An 18,868-nucleotide genomic window follows, 5' to 3' on the forward strand; every position below is an offset into this window, starting at 1 on the left:
TCGCCGGACGACCATTTGAATGCAGTCAGCCCAGTACTTCACTCAAGGGGATGAAGTTGACCCAGTCACCTTCGGCGACGGTCGTGCCTTCGCGAACCTCGATCAGCCCGTCGGCCCAGGCCGCACTGCGCAGGACACCGGAGCTTTGATTGCTGTAGGCCACGGCACGGCCCTGTTCCAGGCGACCACGCAAATATTCGCGGCGGTTACCGGCCTTGCGCCAGGCGAAACCGGCCGGAACCGGGAACTGCATGGGCGTGACGTCGGCCACGCCCTGACGACGCAACAGGTAAGCGCGGGCCAGCAGCGCGAAAGTCACCAGCGTGGAGGCCGGATTGCCTGGCAGGCCGATCACCGGCACGCCACGGAAATGGCCGAAGGTCAGCGGCTTGCCAGGCTTGATGGCGAGTTTCCAGAGTGACAGTTCGCCTTCCTCACGCAAGGCATGGCCGAGGAAATCCGCTTCACCGACCGATACGCCGCCCGTGGAAAGAATCAGGTCGACACCCTTGAGCCCCGCCAAAGCGACACGGGTCTTTTCCAGGTCGTCCGGCAGGATGCCAGCATCCACGACCTCGCATTCAAGACGCTGCAACCAACTGCACAGCAGCACGCGATTGCTGTTGTAGATCTGTCCCGGGCCCAAGGGCTGGCCGGGTTCGATCAACTCATCGCCAGTGGACAGCACAGCCACCCGGACACGCCGGATGACCTCCAGCTCGGCCAGCCCCAGCGACGCCGCGAGGCCCAGTTCGATAGGCCCCAGACGAGTTCCGGCAGCCAGCACCTTGTCGCCAACCGTGGTTTCCTGCCCTTGGGGGCGGATGTTCTGCCCGACTTTCAGCGGTTCGGTAAAACGGATCCGCTGGTCTGCCAGGATCTCGGCGTTTTCCTGCATTTCGACGCAATCGGCACCCGCCGGCATCGGAGCGCCGGTAAAAATGCGCGCACAGGTCCCGGCAGCCAGCGCTTCGGGGGCCTGGCCAGCAAAGATACGCTGGCTGACCGGCAATGCTTCGCCGTTCCAGTCCGCCAGACGCAAGGCATAACCATCCATGGCGCTGTTGGGCCAGGGCGGCAAATCGAGGGTCGACACCAGATCCACCGCCAGCACCCGGCCTTGAGCCGCCGCCAGCGGAACCCGCTCATGCTCGGTGATCCGTGTGCTTTCGGCCATTTCCAGCAGGCGGGCAATCGCCTGTTCTACCGGCATCAAGGCTTGTGGTGCAGTGCTCATGCCCGATTACCCACGGGTCGCGCAGGGCTCGGCCTGCTTGAGATGAGGCACGAAGTTGCACGGGCGGAAACGCGAGTCCAGTTGTTGCGCCAGAATCCCGTCCCAGCCGGTTCGCACGGCGTTGGTGGAGCCTGGCAGACAGCAGACCAGCGTGCCGTTGGCCAGACCGGCCAGAGCCCGGGACTGGATGGTCGAGGTGCCGATGTCCGGTACCGAAATCTGCCGGAACAGCTCGCCGAAACCATCGACCTGCTTGTCCAGCAGACAGCCCACGGCTTCCGGCGTGCTGTCGCGGCCGGTAAAACCGGTGCCGCCGGTGATCAGCACGACCTGCACTTGCTCGTCGGCAATCCAGGTCGCGACCTGGGCGCGGATCTTGTACAGATCGTCCTTGAGCAGCACACGCTCGATCAGGCTGTGACCGGCTTCGGTCAGGCGATCGACGAACATCTGCCCCGAGGTATCGGTTTCACGGCTGCGGGTATCGCTGACGGTCAGGACAGCAATGTTCAAGGGTACAAAAGGGGTATCAGCCTTGGCTTTCATGGCCTCGATCCGGTTATGGAGGAATGGTCCAGAGTGTATCAAGTTTAAAGCGGGCCAATCCGCAACTGTGTCAACGCGATGTCATCCCTGGGGAACATCGGTTCTAAAGCTCATCGAAAAACGGCCGTTACGCTGGATTCAACCCTCACTCACGGAAGCAGTGACATGCTGATAAACAATAGCTCTTTCCCGCCACTGACCAGCGGCACGCCCACCAACCCGATCAACCTTCCGGTCTCCAGCACTCCGCCGCCACCTCTGACCGATGCGCAAAAAGAAGCCCTGCAATTGCTCAGGGACAAGCTGAAGGAATCGACCAATCCGCCGGTAACCGTCACCCCGCCAAAAACCTCGCTGATCGACGAAGTCGTCTGATTCAGTTGTCACGTGAGTACAGTTGTTAAGGAAACAGGCCGGTGGTATATCACCGCACTCCTTTTCTACTGCCCGGTGAGTCTTGATGAATGTTGCTGCCGCCCTGCCCTTGTGTTCGGTCCTGTTGCTGGCCGGGGGTCAGGGCCAACGTATGGGCGGTCGCGACAAAGGGCTGATCGAATGGCACGGCGAGCCGCTGATCCAGCACCTGCATCGCCTGACCCGGCCCTTGACCGATGACCTGATCATTTCCTGCAACCGCAACCGCGAGCGCTACGCCGCGTATGCCGATCAACTGGTCGAGGACGATGACAGCGATTTCTCCGGGCCGCTGGCCGGTATCCGCGCCGCCCTGCCGCTTGCCCGACACAGCCATCTGCTGGTGCTGCCTTGCGACGTGCCGCTGATCGACAGCGACCTGCTGCAGGCGTTGCGCCAGGTCGCCTCTGAACATCCGGACAATCCGGTCATGGTCCGCGAAGGCGAACACTGGCAACCACTGCTCTGCATCATCCCCACTGCACATGCCTCGGCCCTGGAAAACGCATGGCTCAAGGGTGAGCGCAGCCCGCGCCGGGCCATGCAGGGTCTGCATCCGGTCGCCCTGCAATTGCAGGCTGGCGACCCGCGCCTGGCCAACCTGAATACGCCCGAGCTGCTGAGCCGGGTCAATGATTAATGTCGCATGCGACTATTCATGGAACTTGCAGAAGGTGTATACGTCTGAGTGACATCAACCAAGAGTCCATCCGGAGACACAGTCATGAAACACAGAACCCTTCCAGCCGCCTTTTTGCTCGCACTGGAGGTTGCGCATCGCCTACTGTGATCACCCTGAATGATGGCCGTGAAATCCAGTCTGTGGACACGCCTCACTACGACGAAGATTCAGGCTTCTACGAGTTCAAGCAACTCGATGGCAAGCAGACCCGAATCAACAAGGATCAGGTACGTACCGTCAAGGATCTGTAATCCCGACGTGATGTAGAAAAAACCCGCCATCGATGTGACTGGCGGGTTTTTTATTGGCTGTTTACCAGTCCAGGGTCAAGCGGCTCTCGAACTGACGCGGCTCACCGCTCAGCGGGTCGACAAAGCGCAGGCCCTGCGCCAGAAGCTTCAACGGCCTGTCATAGTCATCGACGGCATCCTTGATGACCTCGGGATAGAACGGGTCATTGCATATCGCCGCCCCCAGCGCCGCCATGTGCACCCGCAACTGATGCTTCTTGCCGGTCACCGGATAAAGCCCGTAGCGCCATAACTTCCCGTTGCGCTCACTGACCTCGATGCGGGTCTCGGTATTGCTGGCGCCCGGCCCTTCCTGCATGCGGAAAAACGGCTCGCCATCGACCAGCCGGCTCTCATGCACCCGAGGAAACTCAAGCCCGGGCAACGCTGGCGCAATCGCCTCATAACGCTTGTCGATGCGGCGCGTGGGAAACAGCGCCTGATAGGCCGAGCGGCTTTGCTTGTTGGCCGAAAACAGTACCAGCCCGGCGGTATGCCGGTCGATGCGATGCAGCGGCACCAGATCCGGATTACTCAGCCGATGAATCAAGCGTCGCAACAGGGTTTGCTCGACATATTCGCCCGCCGGGGTCACCGGCAGAAAGTGCGGCTTGTCGGCCACCACCAGATGCTCATCGGCGTACAGAATCGACTCCACGACCGGAATCGGCGTTTCGTTCGGCACTTCGCGAAAATAGTGAATCTTCAAGCCTTCGCGATACGCCAGATCAGGCGCAATCGGCATGCCGTCGGCATCCAGCACCCTGGCCCGCGCAATACGATCCAGCCATTGCTCGCGGTTGATGGCCGGGAAGCGTGCGCACAGGCAATCGAGTACGGTCAGCCAGGGGCCTGGTGGCAGGTACAGGGTGCTGGCCTGGTTATGCGCAGCGATGAATACGGACTCGGACATCGGTGAAATCTGACCCTTGAGAAAGCTGGACGGCTGGTGCGGCATTATCCCTCAAGGGCCTGCCAGAACCTACTCTTCGCTATCAGGGCGATAACCGCACAAAATCACCGGACGGTACGAGATAGACACTGCGCCGCTTTTAACCATCTGGTACATTTTGCTGAAATTTGCCCGCCAGCGGGCACTGACGCCAAAACAAGAGACAAAAAGTCATGACTCAGATTGCCCAGTCGTCCATTCTCGCCGGCCTGATCGGCTCCGGTATCCAGGCCTCACGCACCCCGTCGATGCATGAGCATGAAGGCGATGCGCAGGGTTTGCGCTATCTGTACCGGTTGATCGATATCGATGCCCTCAAACTGGATATCGATGCATTGCCACGCTTGCTGGAGGGCGCGCAGCACAGCGGTTTCACCGGCCTGAATATCACCTTCCCGTGCAAACAGGCGGTGATTCCGCTGCTCGACGAGCTCTCCGATGAAGCCCGCGGTATCGGCGCTGTGAACACAGTGGTGTTCAGGGATGGCAAGCGCATCGGCCACAACACCGACTGCCTGGGCTTTGCCGCCGGCCTGCAGCGCGGCCTTGCCGATGCAGCGCGCCAGCATGTGGTGCAAATGGGTGCTGGCGGCGCTGGCGCCGCCGTGGCGCATGCCTTGCTCAGTGCCGGCGTGCAGCGCCTGAGCGTGTTCGAGGTAGACCCTGAGCGCGCCCAGGGTCTGGTGGACAACCTCAACGGCTATTTCGGGGCTGGCCGGGCTCAGGTGGGTATCGACTTGCCTGCCGCCATGGCCGAAGCCGACGGGCTGGTCAACACCACGCCGGTGGGCATGGCCAAACTGCCAGGCACGCCGCTGCCGGTAGAACTGCTGCGGCCTGAACTGTGGGTCGCGGAAATCATTTATTTCCCGCTGGAAACCGAATTGCTCAGGCACGCCCGCGCCCTGGGTTGCCGTACGCTGGATGGCTCGACCATGGCGGTGTTTCAGGCGGTCAAGGCCTTCGAGCTGTTCAGTGGCCGCCCTGCCGATGCCGAGCGCATGATGAGCCACTTTCACAGCCTGTAACCGGGTTCAGCGCTTGAGGTAGCGCAGCACCGCGTCGCAGATCATGGCCTTGTGGCGCTGCTTCACCTCATCGCTCCACAGTTCGATCTGGAAGATTTCGCTGAAGGTGTGGCGATTGGAAATGCGATAGAAGCAGAACGAGCTGATCATCAGGTGCAGGTCTACCGGATGCACGCCTTCGCGGAACAGCCCCATTGATTCGCCGCGCCGCACAATATCGTCCAGCGCCTGAATGATGTTCTGGCTCTTGGCCTGAATCGAGTCGGACTGCTTGACGTTTTCGCCGTAGTGAATGTTTTCGATGCACACGATTCGGACGAAATCGACGTTGTGGTCATGGTGATCGAAGGTGAATTCCACTACCCGGTGAATGGCTTCAACCGGCTCCAGCTCTGCCAGGTTCAACTGGCTTTCGGTGGTGCGGATATCGCCGTAGAGCTTTTCCAGCACCTCGACATACAGCTGCTCCTTGCTACCGAAGTAGTAATAGATCATCCGCTTCGAGGTTTTGGTGCGCTCGGCGATGGCATCGACCCGCGCACCGGTCAACCCATAGGCCACGAACTCGACGATCGCCGCCTGCAGAATGTCCTCGCGGGTCTTCTCCGGATTGTTCTTGCGGCTCTTGCGCAGCACATCGACGGGCTCGATGGCGGCGGAGTCGGCAGTTTTTTTCATTGTTCGCTCACGACCACGGTTGAATCCCGGAGTATGAAGCGGGCAACCGGCGGAGGGAAGCTGCGAAGCGTTGATGCGCTGCGCAGCCTGGCATCCGCGATCAGAGACGCGCCTGACGCGCCGCCACGTTACGCGCCTTGGCCATCGCCGCCAGCCGTACCGGCACGTTGGCCGCGCCATAACCGACGTAGCCGTCCTTGCGCTGCAGGATCTCGAAGAAGAAACGCCCGTCGAATGCATCGGTGTAGACGTGGAACAGCTCGCCGCCCTGGGCATCGCGGTCGTACAGCACGTTGTAGTAGGCCAGCTCACTGAGGAATTCGTCGTCGAAATCGAAGCGTGCGGCAAGATCGTCGTAATAGTTGAGCGGGATATCCAGCAACGGTACCCCCGCTTCCTTGGCACGGCGCACCTCGGCAAAAATGTCTTCACACGAAAAGGCGATGTGATGCACACCGGAACCGCGATAACTCGACAGCGCGTGGGAAATCGCTGTGTTGCGGTTTTCCGAGATATTCAGTGGCAGGCGGATCGAACTGCAACGGCTGCGCAATGCACGGCTTTTCACCAGCCCGTAAGGATCGGGCAACACCACTTCGTCGTCGGCCTCGAAATCCAGCAGGCTCTTGTAGAACAGCACCCAGCTATCGAGGCTGTCGGCCGGGAGCGCCATGGCCATGTGATCGATGCGTTGCAGGCCGCCCAGGCCTTTGGTCTGTGGATCGACGACAAAGTCGATGTCATAGATCGACTGGCCCGGCTCGGCAGTTTCGACCAGATAGATCAGGCTGCCATCCGGCGCCCGCACCGAAGGGATTTCCCGCTCGTTCGGCCCGACTAGGCCACGATAGGGCTGCCCCTTGAAGTCCCGTGCACGCTCCAGCGCCCGGTTGCCATCATCCACCCGCAAGGCCGTGGCGCACAGCGAAGGTCCGTGGGCCTCGAAAAAGCTGTGGGCGAAGGAATAGGGTTCGGCATTGAGCACAATCTTGATATCGCCCTGCCCCAACAGGCTTACAGCCTTGGAACGGTGCTGGCCCAGCCTGGCGAAGCCGAGCCTTTCCAGCCAGCCGGACAGACGCGCGCCCTGCGTCTCGTCAACCGCGAACTCCAGAAACTCGACGCCGTTGTAAGTACTGGCAGGCGGCGGGTTGAACAGAATTTCCGAAGCCACCGGCTGCGCCTCGCGGGCCAGCAACTGGCGGGTTTTCTCTTCCAGGTAGAGCAAGGAACGCAAGCCGTCGGCAGCGTTGGCGCGGGTCGGTGCGGCGCGGAAACCATCGTTGAAGACTTCCAGCGACAGTGGCCCGGTGTAGCCGCTGCGCAGGATCGGCGCCAGGAAGCCCGGCAGGTCGAACTCGCCCTGGCCCGGGAAACAGCGGAAATGCCGGCTCCACTCCAGCACGTCCATGGCCAGGATCGGCGCATCGGCCATTTGCACGAAGAAGATCTTGTCACCGGGAATCTGGGCGATGGCACTCGGGTCGCCCTTGAGCGACAAGGTGTGGAAACTGTCGAGCAATACGCCCAGCGCCGGATGGTCGACCTGCCGGACCAGATTCCAGACCTGTTGCCAGGTATTGACGTGGCGGCCCCAGGCCAGGGCTTCATAGCCGACCCGCAGATTGCGTGCGCCGGCCCGCTCGGCCAGCAGGCTGAGGTCATCGAGCAGAATATTCTCATCGCCCACCGAGTCGGCCGCGGCATTGCTGCAGACCAGCACCAGATCGGTGCCCAGTTCCTGCATCAGATCGAACTTGCGTTCAGCCCGATCGACGTTACGCTGCAAGCGATCACGGCGGCAGCCTTCAAAGTCACGAAACGGCTGGAAAAGGGTGATGGCAATGCCCAGGTCGGCGCAGATCTGCCTGACGTTGCGCGGGCTGCCGTCGTAGTACAGCAGGTCGTTCTCGAAGATCTCCACGCCATCGAAACCTGCAGCAGCAACGGCTTCGAGCTTTTCCGGCAGAGTACCGCTCAAGGATACGGTGGCAATCGAACGTTGCATGCTTGGGAGCTCCTGGCTGAACACGGCCTCTTGGGGTCGTGATTGGTATAGCACCGCATTCATGGCCTGACTCGGCTTCATTGAGGGGTGCGAGTAAAGTATTTCCCTGTCAAAATGCCAGATCAACAGAAAGTGTACGAACCGGTTAGTTTTGCGTTCGATTATCGAACAAAAGCCATATTCCTCGATTGACGCTGTTCGGCTCAGTGCTCACCATCTGCCACACATTGCAGGATGAACCTGTGGTCAAGACATTGCCCGTTTCCCGTTCCACAGCAACAAACCCATAACAATTTCAAAAAACAGGAATATTGCTCATGTACACCCTCCTTGCGCACTCCGCTATCACTCCGATCCCTCTCATCAGGTCACTTGACCGACGATGCCCGTCGGCCAAATCCATCGACGCCTGAATCAAACCGGCACACTCGAAGGCTGCAACCTGTAAAATCTCCGGCCCGACGAATCGTCCAGAAGATATCAGTGCGTAATTGGCTGCTGGCGCAACGGTTCGACGACCTCATTTTTTACATGTACAGCGCCTGAGTCGAGTGGACTTCTAAGTCCGACTGTAGCGAACTGCACAGTCTTGGAACGGATGGTTAGAACATCATGATCAACACCCAAACCAACCCCGCCGAGCGGGCTGCCCGGGCAGGCATCGGCGAAAAGATCCGTGGCGCCATGGCGGTCGGCAAGACCCGCTGGGGCATGCTTGCCCTGGTGTTCTTCGCCACGACCCTGAACTATATCGACCGCGCAGCCCTTGGTGTCATGCAGCCGATCCTGGCCAAGGAAATGAGCTGGACGGCGATGGACTACGCCAACATCAACTTCTGGTTCCAGGTCGGTTATGCCGTAGGCTTCCTGCTGCAAGGCCGGTTCATTGACCGGGTCGGCGTCAAGCGCGCATTTTTCCTCGCAGTGCTGTTGTGGAGCCTGGCAACCGGCGCCCACGGTCTGGCGACTTCCGCTGTCGGCTTCATGATCTGTCGCTTCATTCTGGGCCTGACCGAAGCTGCCAACTACCCGGCCTGCGTCAAGACCACACGCCTGTGGTTTCCGGCCGGCGAGCGCGCCGTGGCTACCGGTATCTTCAACGCCGGGACCAACGTCGGCGCGATGCTGACACCTGCCCTACTGCCGCTGATCCTGACGGTCTGGGGCTGGCAGGCGGCATTCGTGGCCATGGGCGCGCTCGGCCTGTTCTGGATCATTATCTGGCGCTTGAAGTATTACAACCCGGAAGATCACCCGACGCTGAGCAAGAGCGAACTGGACTACATCAATCAGGAAGAAGAGCCTGAGCCGGTCAAGGTGCCCTTCTCGCACATCCTGAAAATGCGCGGCACCTGGGCATTCGCCGTGGCGTACTCGCTGACCGCTCCGGTGTTCTGGTTCTACCTGTACTGGCTGCCGCCGTTTCTCAATCAGCAATACAACCTGGGCATCAGCGTCACGCAAATGGGTATCCCGCTGATTCTGATCTGGCTGACTGCCGACGTCGGCAGCATCGGTGGCGGCATCCTGTCGTCCTGGCTGATCGGTCGCGGTGTACGGGCTACCACTGCGCGCCTGATCTCGATGCTGATCTTCGCCATCACTATCTGCAGCGTGATATTTGCCGCCAATGCCAGCGGGCTATGGATCGCGGTACTGGCCATCTCGGTGGCAGTGGGTGCGCACCAGGCCTGGACCGCCAATATCTGGAGCCTGGTAATGGACTACACGCCCAAGCACCTGATGAGCACCGTGTTCGGCTTCGGTGGCATGTGCGCGGCCATCGGCGGCATGTTCATGACCCAGTTGGTCGGTGCGGTCCTGACCGCTACCAATAACAACTACAGCGTGCTGTTCACCATGATCCCGGCGATGTACTTCATTGCCCTGACCTGGATGTTCTTCATGGCTCCACGCAAAGTGCCGAAGATCAGCCAGTAATCCCCCCCTTCGCGAATGAATTCGCTCCCACACCGTACCAGGTGGGAGCGAATTCATTCGCGATTGCTATCCGCCCTTGCGCTGCTGCCAGGCCGCCGCCAGACCACTCAGACAGATGATCGCAATACCGGCTTGCGCGGTAGGCGAAGGCATGTGGTCGAATACCAGGAAACCCAGCAAACCTGCAAACACGATCTGGCAATAGCTGAAAGGCGCCAGGATCGCCGGTGCAGTGAAGCGGAACGCCTGGGTCAGCATCAAATGAGCGCCCATCCCGCATGCCCCCAGTGCCAACAGGAATGGCCAGTGCTTGAGTTCAGGCGTCTGCCAGAAGAACGGCACCAGTGCACTCATCAACAGCGTATTGAACAGGCCGGCAAAGAAGTTGCTGGTGGTCGGACTGTCGTACGGGCTGACCAGACGGGTCAGCAGCTGGTAGATCGCAAAGCACAAGGCTGAAGACAGCGGCAGCAGGATAGCCGGGGTAAACAATTCACCTCCAGGGTGAATGATCACGATCACTCCCGAAAAGCCGACGATCACGGCCAGCCACTGGCCGCGAGTGACCCGTTCTTTCAGCAACGGCACCGACAGCGCCGTGACCAGCAAGGGCGCAAGGAAGTTGACCGCCGTGGCTTCGGCTTGCGGGATGAACATCAGGCTGCTGGTGAACAACAGGCTGGTGCCCAGCAAGGCCATCGCACGCAAGACCTGCAGGCCCGGTCGCTTGGTGCGCAGCACCCGCAGCCCTGCCGAAGGCATGAAAATGAACGCCATGAGCAGCGTATGAACCAGATAGCGGGCCCAGACCACCAGAATGATCGGATAGAAACCGGACATGTACTTGGAGAGCGTGTCATGGCTGGCGAACAGAAAGGTCGCCAACAGAATCAGACCAATCCCCTTGAGGGGTTGATTGACGCCGGATAATGGCGTGCTGGTAGTGCTCATCGGGCTTCCTTACTCATTCGGGCGGAGTGAAAACTATTGCGCTCGGCCATGCTGAATTGAAGATTCACAGGGACTACCCCCTCAGCAAGCAAACATCCCTGGCAGTATCCGGGGCTTTTCCAGAAAAATGTTCCAACCAGTTAATTCATGGTCGATAATCGCACAAAATAGTATTTTTCCAATTGCAGCCGCATCTTTGGTCTTTACTATCAAAGCCAGTTGTACTGCCCACATAATGATAAGAAGGCTCCTACCTCATGCGCTTGAAACATCACTGCAAAATCCTTTGCGGCTTGTCTGCGACCCTCACCGCCGTTATCACCCCGTCCCTCACCCAGGCCGCAGGCTTCGTCGAGGACGCCAAGGTGGGCTTGAACCTACGCAACTTCTTTATCAACCGCAACTTCGTCGACCCCGACAACGCCCAGAGTGGCGCTCAGGAATGGACCCAGAACTTCATTCTCGATGCCCGCTCCGGTTTCACTCAGGGCACTGTCGGCTTTGGTGTCGATGTATTGGGGCTCTACTCCCTCAAGCTCGATGGCGGTAAAGGTTCCGGCGGTACCCAGTTGCTGCCGATTCATGGTGATGGCCGCCCAGCCGATGATTTCGGACGCCTGGGCGTTGCCGCCAAGGCACGCTTTTCCAAGACCGAACTGAAAGTCGGCGAATGGATGCCAGTGCTGCCTATCCTGCGCTCTGACGATGGCCGCTCGCTGCCGCAGACCTTTCGCGGTGGCCAGATCACCTCAAAGGAAATCGACGGCCTGACGCTCTACGGCGGCCAGTTCCGCGCCAACAGCCCGCGTAACGATGCCAGCATGGAAGACATGTCGATGCAGGGGCGCGCAGCCTTCACCTCCGACCGTTTCAATTTTGGCGGCGGCGAATACACCTTCAACGAAAAACGCACTCTGGTCGGCCTCTGGTACGCCCAGCTCGAAGACATTTACCAGCAGCAGTACCTCAATGTGGTGCATAGCCAGCCATTGGGCAACTGGGTGCTGGGCGCCAACCTCGGTTTCTTCAAAGGCAAGGATGACGGCAGCTCGCTGGCTGGCGATATGGACAACAAGACCTGGTCGGCCATGCTCTCGGCCCGTCACGGCAGCAGTACTTTCTACCTCGGTCTGCAGAAAGTCAGCGGCGACAGCGCCTGGATGCGGGTCAATGGCACCAGTGGCGGAACCCTGGCCAACGACAGCTACAACTCCAGCTTTGAAAACGCCAAGGAGCGCTCCTGGCAACTGCGTCACGACTATGATTTCGCCGCGCTCGGCGTACCCGGCCTGACCCTGATGAACCGCTATATCAGTGGCGAAAACGTACACACCGGCACCATCACCAACGGCGAAGAATGGGCCCGGGAATCGGAGCTGGCCTACGTCATCCAGGCAGGCTCGCTGAAGAACCTGTCGGTCAAATGGCGCAACTCCAGCATGCGCCGCGACTACAGCACCAACCAGTTCGACGAGAACCGGCTGATCGTCAGTTATCCGCTGTCGTTTCTCTGATAGCCGAAAGCCGCCGGGGAATGACTTCCCCGGCGGCACTTGCAATGCAGCTTGATCAGTCCTTGTTGAATGACTCCACACCCATCTCGTCCCAGACTTCCTCGGCCAGATGGAAAGTCGCATTGGCGGCCGGAATCCCGCAATAGATCGCACTCTGCATCAGTACCTCCTTAATCTCCTCACGGGTCACGCCATTGTTTTTGGCGGCCTTGAGATGCAGGCGCAACTCCCCTTCGCGATTCATACCGATCAACATGGCGATGGTGATCAGGCTGCGGGTATGGCGCGGCAGGCCGGGACGGGTCCAGATGTCACCCCAGGCATGGCGGGTGATCATTTCCTGAAACTCTTCGTTGAACGGGGTCAGTTTTTTCAGGCTGTTATCGACATGGGCATCGCCCAGCACCGCACGACGGACCTGCATGCCGGCCTGGTAACGTTGTTCTTCGTTCATTGCTTGATCCTTGTGTGTTCAGCCACGGCACGTTCGACCCAGAGTCGGGCCTGGCCAAGGTAATGGGCCGGATCGAGCAGGCGATCCAGCTCCAGGGATGACAGTTGAGCGGTAACCTGCGGATCCTCGCCCAGTACCTGACGCAGATGAGCGTCCTGCTGGACGGCACGCCGGCAGTTCTGCTCAACCAGATGATGAGCCGCATCGCGACCGATACGTTGCGCCAGGGCAATGCTGACCGCTTCGGCCAGCACCAGTCCCCGGGTAGATTGCAGATTGCTCAACATGCGCTGTTCATCGACTTCCAGGCCTGGCACAACCAGCAAGGCCTGCTGCAACGAACCGGATACCAGGCAACACAGTTCAGGCAGGGTTTCCCACTCGGCATGCCACAGCCCGAGGCTGCGTTCGTGCTCCTGTGGCATGGCCGCCAACATGGTCGCAACCAGCCCCGGTGCGCGGGTCGCGGCACCGATCATCACCGCCGCGCCCACCGGATTACGCTTGTGCGGCATGGTCGAGGAACCGCCCTTGCCTGCCGCCGCCGGCTCGAACACTTCGCCTACTTCGGTCTGCATCAACAGGCTGATGTCCCGACCCAGCTTGCCCAGACTTCCGGCGATCATGCCCAGCAGACTGGCGAACTCAACCAGCCGATCGCGCTGGGTATGCCAGGGCTGCTCGGGCACATTCAGGTGCAGTTCGTCCGCCAGCGCCTCGGCCACCGCGAAAGCCTGATCGCCCAAGGCTGCCAGACTGCCGGAAGCGCCGCCGAATTGCAGACAGAGCAGGCGTGGCTTGATTTCGTCCAGACGCTGGCGATGGCGCGTCACTGCCCCCAGCCAGCCTGCGATCTTCATGCCCAGGGTCACCGGCGTCGCCTGTTGCAACCAGGTACGTCCCGCCAAAGGCGTTTGCGCATGACGCAGGGCCTGCCCGGCCAGCGCTTCGGCCAGTTGCTCCAGATCCTGCTCCAGCAACTCAATGGCCCGGCGCAATTGCAAAACCAGCCCGCTGTCCATGACATCCTGGCTGGTGGCACCCATGTGCACATAGCGTTCGGCTTCAGGGTTGCTCCGGGCAATCTGCTTGCCCAGAGCCTTGACCAGTGGAATCGCCGAATTGCCCGCATTGCCGATGGCAATCGCCAATGCATCGAAATCGAACAGCTCGGCGCGGCAGCCTTGCTCGATATGGGCCACCACTTCAGCGGGAATCAGACCAACCCGCGCCTGAGCCCTGGCCAGTGCTGCCTCGAAATCCAGCATGCCCTGCACGCGCCCGCAGTCGGAGAAAATCCCGCGCATCCCGGCCTGAGTGAAATAGGCATCGAAAAGTTGATTGTTCGGTCTGCTCACATCACCGCTCCAGAGTCAGAAAATCAGGTGGCGTCAGCATGGCTGACCCAACCCTTGATCAGAATCGCCAGCGCCGCCAGCGCCGCCGGGACCACCAGTGCCGTCAGCACCTGCTCGAAACTCCAGCCCAGCCCCAGCAGGGTCGCACCGGCCCAGGCACCGAGAATCGCACCAAAGCGGCCAATCCCCAACATCCAGGAAACGCCGGTAGCGCGGCCCTGGGTCGGATAGAAACGGGCAGCCAGCGAAGGCATTGCCGACTGCGCACCATTGATGCACATGCCCGCCACCAGTACCAGAGTCGCCAACAGCGCAACATTATTCAGGCTTTGCCCGACCAGCCAGGCGAACACACCGGCCAGCGCATAGGCCACGCCAATCACTTTATGCGGGTTGAAACGATCCATGGCCCAGCCGACACCCACCGCACTGAGCACCCCGCCGAACTGGAACAGGGCACCAATGAACGCCGACTGTTCCATGCTTGCGCCGCTGTCGCGCATCAAGGTCGGCAGCCAGCTGGTCAACAGGTAAACGATCACCAGCCCCATGAAATAAGTCAGCCACAGCAGCAAGGTGCCCGCGCTGTAGGTGCCGGAGAAGATCACCTTCAGCACATTGCGGCTGCTGACAGTCTTCTGCTCGGGAACGCTGAACCCCGTGACACCCGCCACTTCAAGCGGCGCAATCGGCGCCAGCACCTTGCGAATCCGCTCGGCACCGCGATTGCGCACCACCAGAAAACGCGCCGACTCCGGCAGCCAGATCATCAGCACCACCGCCAGCAGCAACGGCAGGATACCGCCAAGCATCAGCAGACTGTGCCAGCCCAGGCTGGGAATCATTTTTGCCGAGACGAACCCGCCACACGCCATGCCCAGATTGAAGCCGCAGAACATGCTGGTCACCAGTAAGGACTTGAGGCGTTCCGGGGTGTATTCGGACAACAGCGTGGTCGCATTGGGCATGGCTGCACCCAGGCCCAATCCGGTCAGCAGACGCAGGATCAGCAGTTGTTCGATATTGCTGCTGTAGGCCGAAAGCAGACTGAACAGCCCGAACAGAAACACGGCGACCACCAGCACCACCTTGCGACCGAAACGGTCAGCCAGCGGCCCCGAACCCAGTGCACCGAATACCATGCCGATCAAGGCGGCACTCATCACCGGCCCCAGGCTGGAACGGTCAATGCCCCAATCCTGGCTCAGGGCCGGCGCGATAAAGCCCATCGCGGCAGTGTCCAGACCGTCGAGAAAGACGATCAGAAAGCACAACGCAACAATCCGCCATTGATACCTCGACAGCGGCTGACTATTGATGAAAACCTGCACGTCGAGCGTTCCCGTGGCGGGCCCGCGAGCTGAAAGCGTCATGGATGTTTCCTTTTATTTTTATAAGGTCGCCTGCCAATGCAGGCGCCATGTCACGCACGCAAGAATCGATCAGAAGTCGAAGAACACTGTTTCTCCTTCACCCTGGACCTGAATATCGAAACGATAGGCCAGTTGACCGTCGACACTGCAACGCCGGGCTATCAGGGTTTCGCGACGCGGTGGCTGTTCGATCAGGTTGAGCACCGGATCGACTGCATTGGCCTGTTGCTCGTCGTCGAAATACAGCCGCGTCTGCAAATGGATATTGATTCCACGGGCAAACAGCGAAACGTTGATATGAGCGGCCATCGGCACCCCGGCCGCATTGCGCACCACACCCGGCTTGATGGTCTTGAGCGTCCACAGACCATCATCTCCCGTCGCGCTACGGCCAAAGCCGTTGAAGGGCTTGTCCGCGCCGTAGACGCTGTCATACACGCCGTTGTGATCAGCCTGCCAGAACTCCAGAAAGGCATCGCGGATCAGGTGGCCATTGCCATCGTAGACATTGCCCAGCAAGAGGATGTGCTCGCCCGGAGCGCCGGGCCTGGCCATCTCGTTGCCGATTTCCAGCTCGCGGGTCGGGTTTCCGGCGACTTCCAGCGCCAGACCGATATGCACATAAGGGCCAGCAGTCTGCGAAGGTGTTTCCTGCAACAGTTGAACGGGCATGTCGAAACCTCCTCAGCAGTTTTCAAAGTGCGTCTTGCGCTGGCCGCGCAGAACGATATCGAAGCGATACGCCAGGCAATCCATCGGATTGCCCATGCCGAGGTCGAGCCGGGCAATCAGGCTCTGGACCGCGTCCGGGTTGACAATCGACTTGACGATCGGGCAGATCGGAATCAGCGGATCACCCTCGAAATACAACTGGGTAATCAGGCGGGTAGCAATTGAAGGACCGCTGACCGAGACATGGATATGCGCCGGACGCCAGTCGTTGGGGCCGTTGCGCCAAGGGTACGGGCCTGGTTTGACGGTGCGGAAGCTGTAGTTGCCTTCGCTGTCGGTCAGAGTCCGGCCCACGCCGCCGAAATTGGGGTCGATGGGCGCCAGGTAGCTGTCGCGCTTGTGGCGATAGCGGCCACCGGCATTGGCTTGCCAGATTTCTACCAGCGTGTGCGGGATCGGCTTGCCGTACTGATCGCAGACCCGACCGGCGACGATGATTCGCTCACCGATGGGCAAGCCACCGTTGTTGAAGTTGAGCAACAGATCGTTGTCGTGATGACCGAACTTGAGGTGCGAGAAATCCGGGCCGCTGGTTTCGGAAACGGATTGCGGAATACTGACCAGCGCCTGGCGCGGTGAGCGCAGGATCGAGGTCTTGTAATCCGGGGTCAGAGCTTTGGGATGCCAATTACGATCCCGAATGACGAAACGGCTATTGTCCGCGACAGACATGGCGTTCTCCTTGTTTTTCTTATGGAGCGCGCAAGTGTCGATCACTTGCGCTGCAGGCTGCGGCGAAGTGTCGCGTGATAAAAACCGGTCGAAAAATGAAAATAATCGCAGCATCCATAACCAAATGGTTATGTATAGCGCCCTTCACGATAGGCTGCGCCTACCCCTCGCAACTCGTCCACACACCACTGGGCAGCCCGTGACAAAGGCAATGCCGGATTGCTGCACAGGCCGACGGAACCGCCCGGCTCGCGAATCCCCATGTCCAGCTCTACCAGGGTGCCGCTCTGCAACTCCTGCAGAACCGCATCCAGCGGCGCAATCCAGATCGCGTTGCTGCACTGCACATAACGCCGGCTCAGGGTCAGCGACAGGGTTTCCAGACGCTGGCGTGGCGGCTGGATGCCGTATTGCACGAACAGGCTGTCGGCGAACTTGCGGATCGTGGTTCCGGCCAGCGGCAGGACCAGCGGGAAGTCTTCCAGGCTTTCGCGCTTGAGCGGCGCCGCCAGCAACGGATGATCGCTGCGGACCACCAGGGTCATCGACTCGTTGTACAGGTGCTCGAAGGTCAGGCCCTGGATCTGCGGGCTATCGGTCATGCGCCCGACCACCAGATCCAGTTCGCCGACGCGCAGTTGCGAAAGCAGATAGGCACTCGGGCCGGTCATCACGCTGACCACCAGAGCCGGATGCCGGGCATGCAACCGGCTGATGACTTCAGGCACCAGCAGGCTTTCGGCCGTAGACAGCACACCCAGACGAGCGGTAACCGTTTCATGCTCCCCCGAGCGCAAGCTGCTGACACCTTCACGCAGGGCCTGCACGCTCGGTCCGGCAAAACGCATGAACGCCACGCCCGCCTCGGTCAGCGCCGCCCCGCTCTTGCTGCGCACGAACAGCGTGGTTTCCAGCAGGGTTTCCAGTTCCTTGAGGCTCTTCGACAACGCTGGCTGGCTGATAGCCAGTGCATCGCAGGCCCGAGCCAGACTGCCCTGGCGCGCCACTTCGAGAAAACACACCAGATGACGAAACTTGATGCGGGTATCGATATTCAACGCGCGCCGGGCCTTGTGAAATGGGAGGATTAAGGCTGTTTATCTGCTCAGAAAAAACGCTACCTGTTCGCTGTCGAAGGGCCAGTCCAGTTCGGCGCCGGTATCGATGCGGCGCAACACCGGAATCCGCAGGCCATAGTCCTCGAACAGCGACTCATGCTCAGCGATATCCAGCAACTCGACCAGCAGACCATGTTCGACAAACGGCAGCAGGACCGCTTCAGCGACCTCACAGAGGTGACAACCCAGGGTTCCGAACAATTGGCATTCGGGAGGCATGCAAAACATCCTCAGCGACTGAAGTGAAAGAAAACGCACGGGCCATTCTAAAACGCCTGGCTCTTCAGTGCGAGCCGCTTTCCAATGGCGGCGTACCGCGCCATTGCGGCTGCCTGAAAGCTTCCTCCGAACCGGACATGCCGGTTGAAATCCGGTCAAGCAGTTTTTCGGCGTTGTACTTGGTGGTCGTGCTGCTGATGGCAATCAACAGCAGCCCGGTCATGACTGCCGTGGAAGGAATCCGTGTTCCGGAGTGATGCTCCAGGCAAGCGAGAAATACACAGGCCGCGAGCGAACCGAGCAAGGCACCGGCGACCGCTTCGGCCAGCGGATGAATGAACGGCGCTACGCAATACAGACTGAACAACCAGCCCAGCAGCAGGCCCAGGGCAGCGGCTGGCCAGCGCAGCGAGTGCCTGAGCTGCCGGGCCAGCAGACTCAGGCCGACGGTCAGCACCAGGCAGGTATTCATGGCATGACCGCTGAGGACGTAGACTCCCAGACTGTCCAGCGCCACGCCCCAGCCTTTGAACAGGATCTTGCTGGCAACCACAATCGAGTACGCCACCAGCAGGGTCAGGCCCCAGAGCAGCGCCGCCGTTCGGGATCGGCTGGTCCACAGCCAGCCGCCAATGACCAGTGCGGCCGGAAACATGACCGTGATGCCACCGTAGGGCGTAAGTGTCTGCAAGAGCATCTGC

20 protein-coding genes are annotated in these 18,868 nt (G+C 60.2%); 6 read left to right on the forward strand and 14 right to left on the reverse strand.

Annotated elements, in window-relative coordinates:
• Positions 1-25: 25 nt before the first annotated feature.
• Positions 26-1,237 (reverse strand): gephyrin-like molybdotransferase Glp, encoded by a 1,212-nt coding sequence (gene glp, locus ALQ04_RS19285; RefSeq protein WP_122317335.1) that lies wholly within the window; start codon positions 1,235-1,237, stop codon positions 26-28.
• A 6-nt stretch (positions 1,238-1,243) separates the two neighbouring features.
• Positions 1,244-1,783 (reverse strand): molybdenum cofactor biosynthesis protein B, encoded by a 540-nt coding sequence (gene moaB / locus ALQ04_RS19290; RefSeq protein ID WP_122317336.1) that lies wholly within the window; start codon positions 1,781-1,783, stop codon positions 1,244-1,246.
• A gap of 165 nt (positions 1,784-1,948) precedes the next feature.
• Between moaB and ALQ04_RS19295 the strand changes: the two genes are divergently transcribed.
• The 3 genes from ALQ04_RS19295 (at position 1,949) to ALQ04_RS19305 (ending at position 3,130) form a co-directional block, all read left to right on the forward strand.
• Positions 1,949-2,158 carry a hypothetical protein gene (locus tag ALQ04_RS19295; RefSeq protein ID WP_122317337.1) on the forward strand — a complete coding sequence of 70 codons (210 nt, stop codon included), beginning with the start codon at positions 1,949-1,951 and terminating at the stop codon, positions 2,156-2,158.
• 85 nt (positions 2,159-2,243) lie between these two features.
• Entirely contained in the window at positions 2,244-2,837 is a 594-nt protein-coding gene (mobA, locus tag ALQ04_RS19300) for a molybdenum cofactor guanylyltransferase MobA (protein WP_122317338.1), read from the forward strand.
• Positions 2,838-2,905: 68 nt separating this feature from the next.
• Positions 2,906-3,130 carry a YgdI/YgdR family lipoprotein gene (locus ALQ04_RS19305; RefSeq protein ID WP_122317392.1) on the forward strand — a complete coding sequence of 75 codons (225 nt, stop codon included), beginning with the start codon at positions 2,906-2,908 and terminating at the stop codon, positions 3,128-3,130.
• Positions 3,131-3,191: 61 nt separating this feature from the next.
• Here ALQ04_RS19305 and ALQ04_RS19310 read toward each other — a convergent pair whose 3' ends face one another.
• Positions 3,192-4,082, reverse strand: coding sequence for a pseudouridine synthase (locus ALQ04_RS19310; protein WP_122317393.1), 891 nt, complete (start codon positions 4,080-4,082; stop codon positions 3,192-3,194).
• 212 nt (positions 4,083-4,294) lie between these two features.
• Here ALQ04_RS19310 and ALQ04_RS19315 point away from each other — a divergent pair, with 212 nt between their 5' ends.
• Complete coding sequence (locus ALQ04_RS19315; RefSeq protein WP_122317339.1) at positions 4,295-5,149, forward strand: shikimate dehydrogenase; 855 nt, start codon at positions 4,295-4,297, stop codon at positions 5,147-5,149.
• A gap of 6 nt (positions 5,150-5,155) precedes the next feature.
• On the opposite strand, the gene ALQ04_RS19320 is transcribed toward ALQ04_RS19315, so the two are convergent.
• Positions 5,156-5,827 carry a TetR family transcriptional regulator gene (locus tag ALQ04_RS19320; protein ID WP_122317340.1) on the reverse strand — a complete coding sequence of 224 codons (672 nt, stop codon included), beginning with the start codon at positions 5,825-5,827 and terminating at the stop codon, positions 5,156-5,158.
• 100 nt (positions 5,828-5,927) lie between these two features.
• Complete coding sequence (gene quiC, locus ALQ04_RS19325; protein WP_122317341.1) at positions 5,928-7,835, reverse strand: 3-dehydroshikimate dehydratase QuiC; 1,908 nt, start codon at positions 7,833-7,835, stop codon at positions 5,928-5,930.
• 612 nt (positions 7,836-8,447) lie between these two features.
• Here quiC and ALQ04_RS19330 point away from each other — a divergent pair.
• A complete protein-coding gene (locus ALQ04_RS19330) occupies positions 8,448-9,776 on the forward strand; it encodes an MFS transporter (RefSeq protein ID WP_122317342.1) in 1,329 nt (442 codons plus the stop codon).
• 66 nt (positions 9,777-9,842) lie between these two features.
• Here the strand turns inward: ALQ04_RS19330 and ALQ04_RS19335 are convergent, their stop codons facing one another.
• Complete coding sequence (locus tag ALQ04_RS19335; RefSeq protein WP_122317343.1) at positions 9,843-10,727, reverse strand: DMT family transporter; 885 nt, start codon at positions 10,725-10,727, stop codon at positions 9,843-9,845.
• Between the two features lie 257 nt (positions 10,728-10,984).
• On the opposite strand from ALQ04_RS19335, the gene ALQ04_RS19340 reads away from it, so the two are divergent.
• Positions 10,985-12,241, forward strand: coding sequence for an OprD family porin (locus ALQ04_RS19340; protein WP_122317344.1), 1,257 nt, complete (start codon positions 10,985-10,987; stop codon positions 12,239-12,241).
• 55 nt (positions 12,242-12,296) lie between these two features.
• Here ALQ04_RS19340 and pcaC read toward each other — a convergent pair whose 3' ends face one another.
• The 8 genes from pcaC to ALQ04_RS19380 form a co-directional block, all read right to left on the reverse strand.
• Entirely contained in the window at positions 12,297-12,695 is a 399-nt protein-coding gene (gene pcaC, locus ALQ04_RS19345; RefSeq protein ID WP_122317345.1) for a 4-carboxymuconolactone decarboxylase, read from the reverse strand.
• Positions 12,692-14,053, reverse strand: a complete 1,362-nt coding sequence (locus tag ALQ04_RS19350; RefSeq protein ID WP_122317346.1) for a 3-carboxy-cis,cis-muconate cycloisomerase — start codon at positions 14,051-14,053, stop codon at positions 12,692-12,694. Before ALQ04_RS19350 ends, pcaC begins: the two co-directional genes overlap by 4 nt.
• A gap of 23 nt (positions 14,054-14,076) precedes the next feature.
• Positions 14,077-15,426, reverse strand: a complete 1,350-nt coding sequence (locus tag ALQ04_RS19355) for an MFS transporter (protein WP_122317347.1) — start codon at positions 15,424-15,426, stop codon at positions 14,077-14,079.
• A 69-nt stretch (positions 15,427-15,495) separates the two neighbouring features.
• Complete coding sequence (gene pcaG / locus ALQ04_RS19360; RefSeq protein ID WP_122317348.1) at positions 15,496-16,098, reverse strand: protocatechuate 3,4-dioxygenase subunit alpha; 603 nt, start codon at positions 16,096-16,098, stop codon at positions 15,496-15,498.
• Between the two features lie 12 nt (positions 16,099-16,110).
• Positions 16,111-16,830: a protocatechuate 3,4-dioxygenase subunit beta gene (gene pcaH / locus ALQ04_RS19365; protein WP_122317349.1), complete on the reverse strand. Its 720-nt coding sequence runs from the start codon at positions 16,828-16,830 to the stop codon at positions 16,111-16,113.
• Positions 16,831-16,958: 128 nt separating this feature from the next.
• The gene (pcaQ, locus tag ALQ04_RS19370; protein ID WP_122317350.1) at positions 16,959-17,888 is read right to left on the reverse strand and encodes a pca operon transcription factor PcaQ; all 930 of its coding nucleotides are present in this window, start codon (positions 17,886-17,888) and stop codon (positions 16,959-16,961) included.
• Between the two features lie 39 nt (positions 17,889-17,927).
• Entirely contained in the window at positions 17,928-18,167 is a 240-nt protein-coding gene (locus ALQ04_RS19375) for a glutaredoxin family protein (RefSeq protein WP_122317351.1), read from the reverse strand.
• Positions 18,168-18,231: 64 nt separating this feature from the next.
• Positions 18,232-18,864 (reverse strand): hypothetical protein, encoded by a 633-nt coding sequence (locus ALQ04_RS19380; protein ID WP_122317352.1) that lies wholly within the window; start codon positions 18,862-18,864, stop codon positions 18,232-18,234.
• Positions 18,865-18,868: the final 4 nt, after the last annotated feature.

The sequence above is a fragment of the Pseudomonas cichorii genome (assembly GCF_003700275.1).
Lineage (GTDB): Bacteria > Pseudomonadota > Gammaproteobacteria > Pseudomonadales > Pseudomonadaceae > Aquipseudomonas > Aquipseudomonas cichorii_B.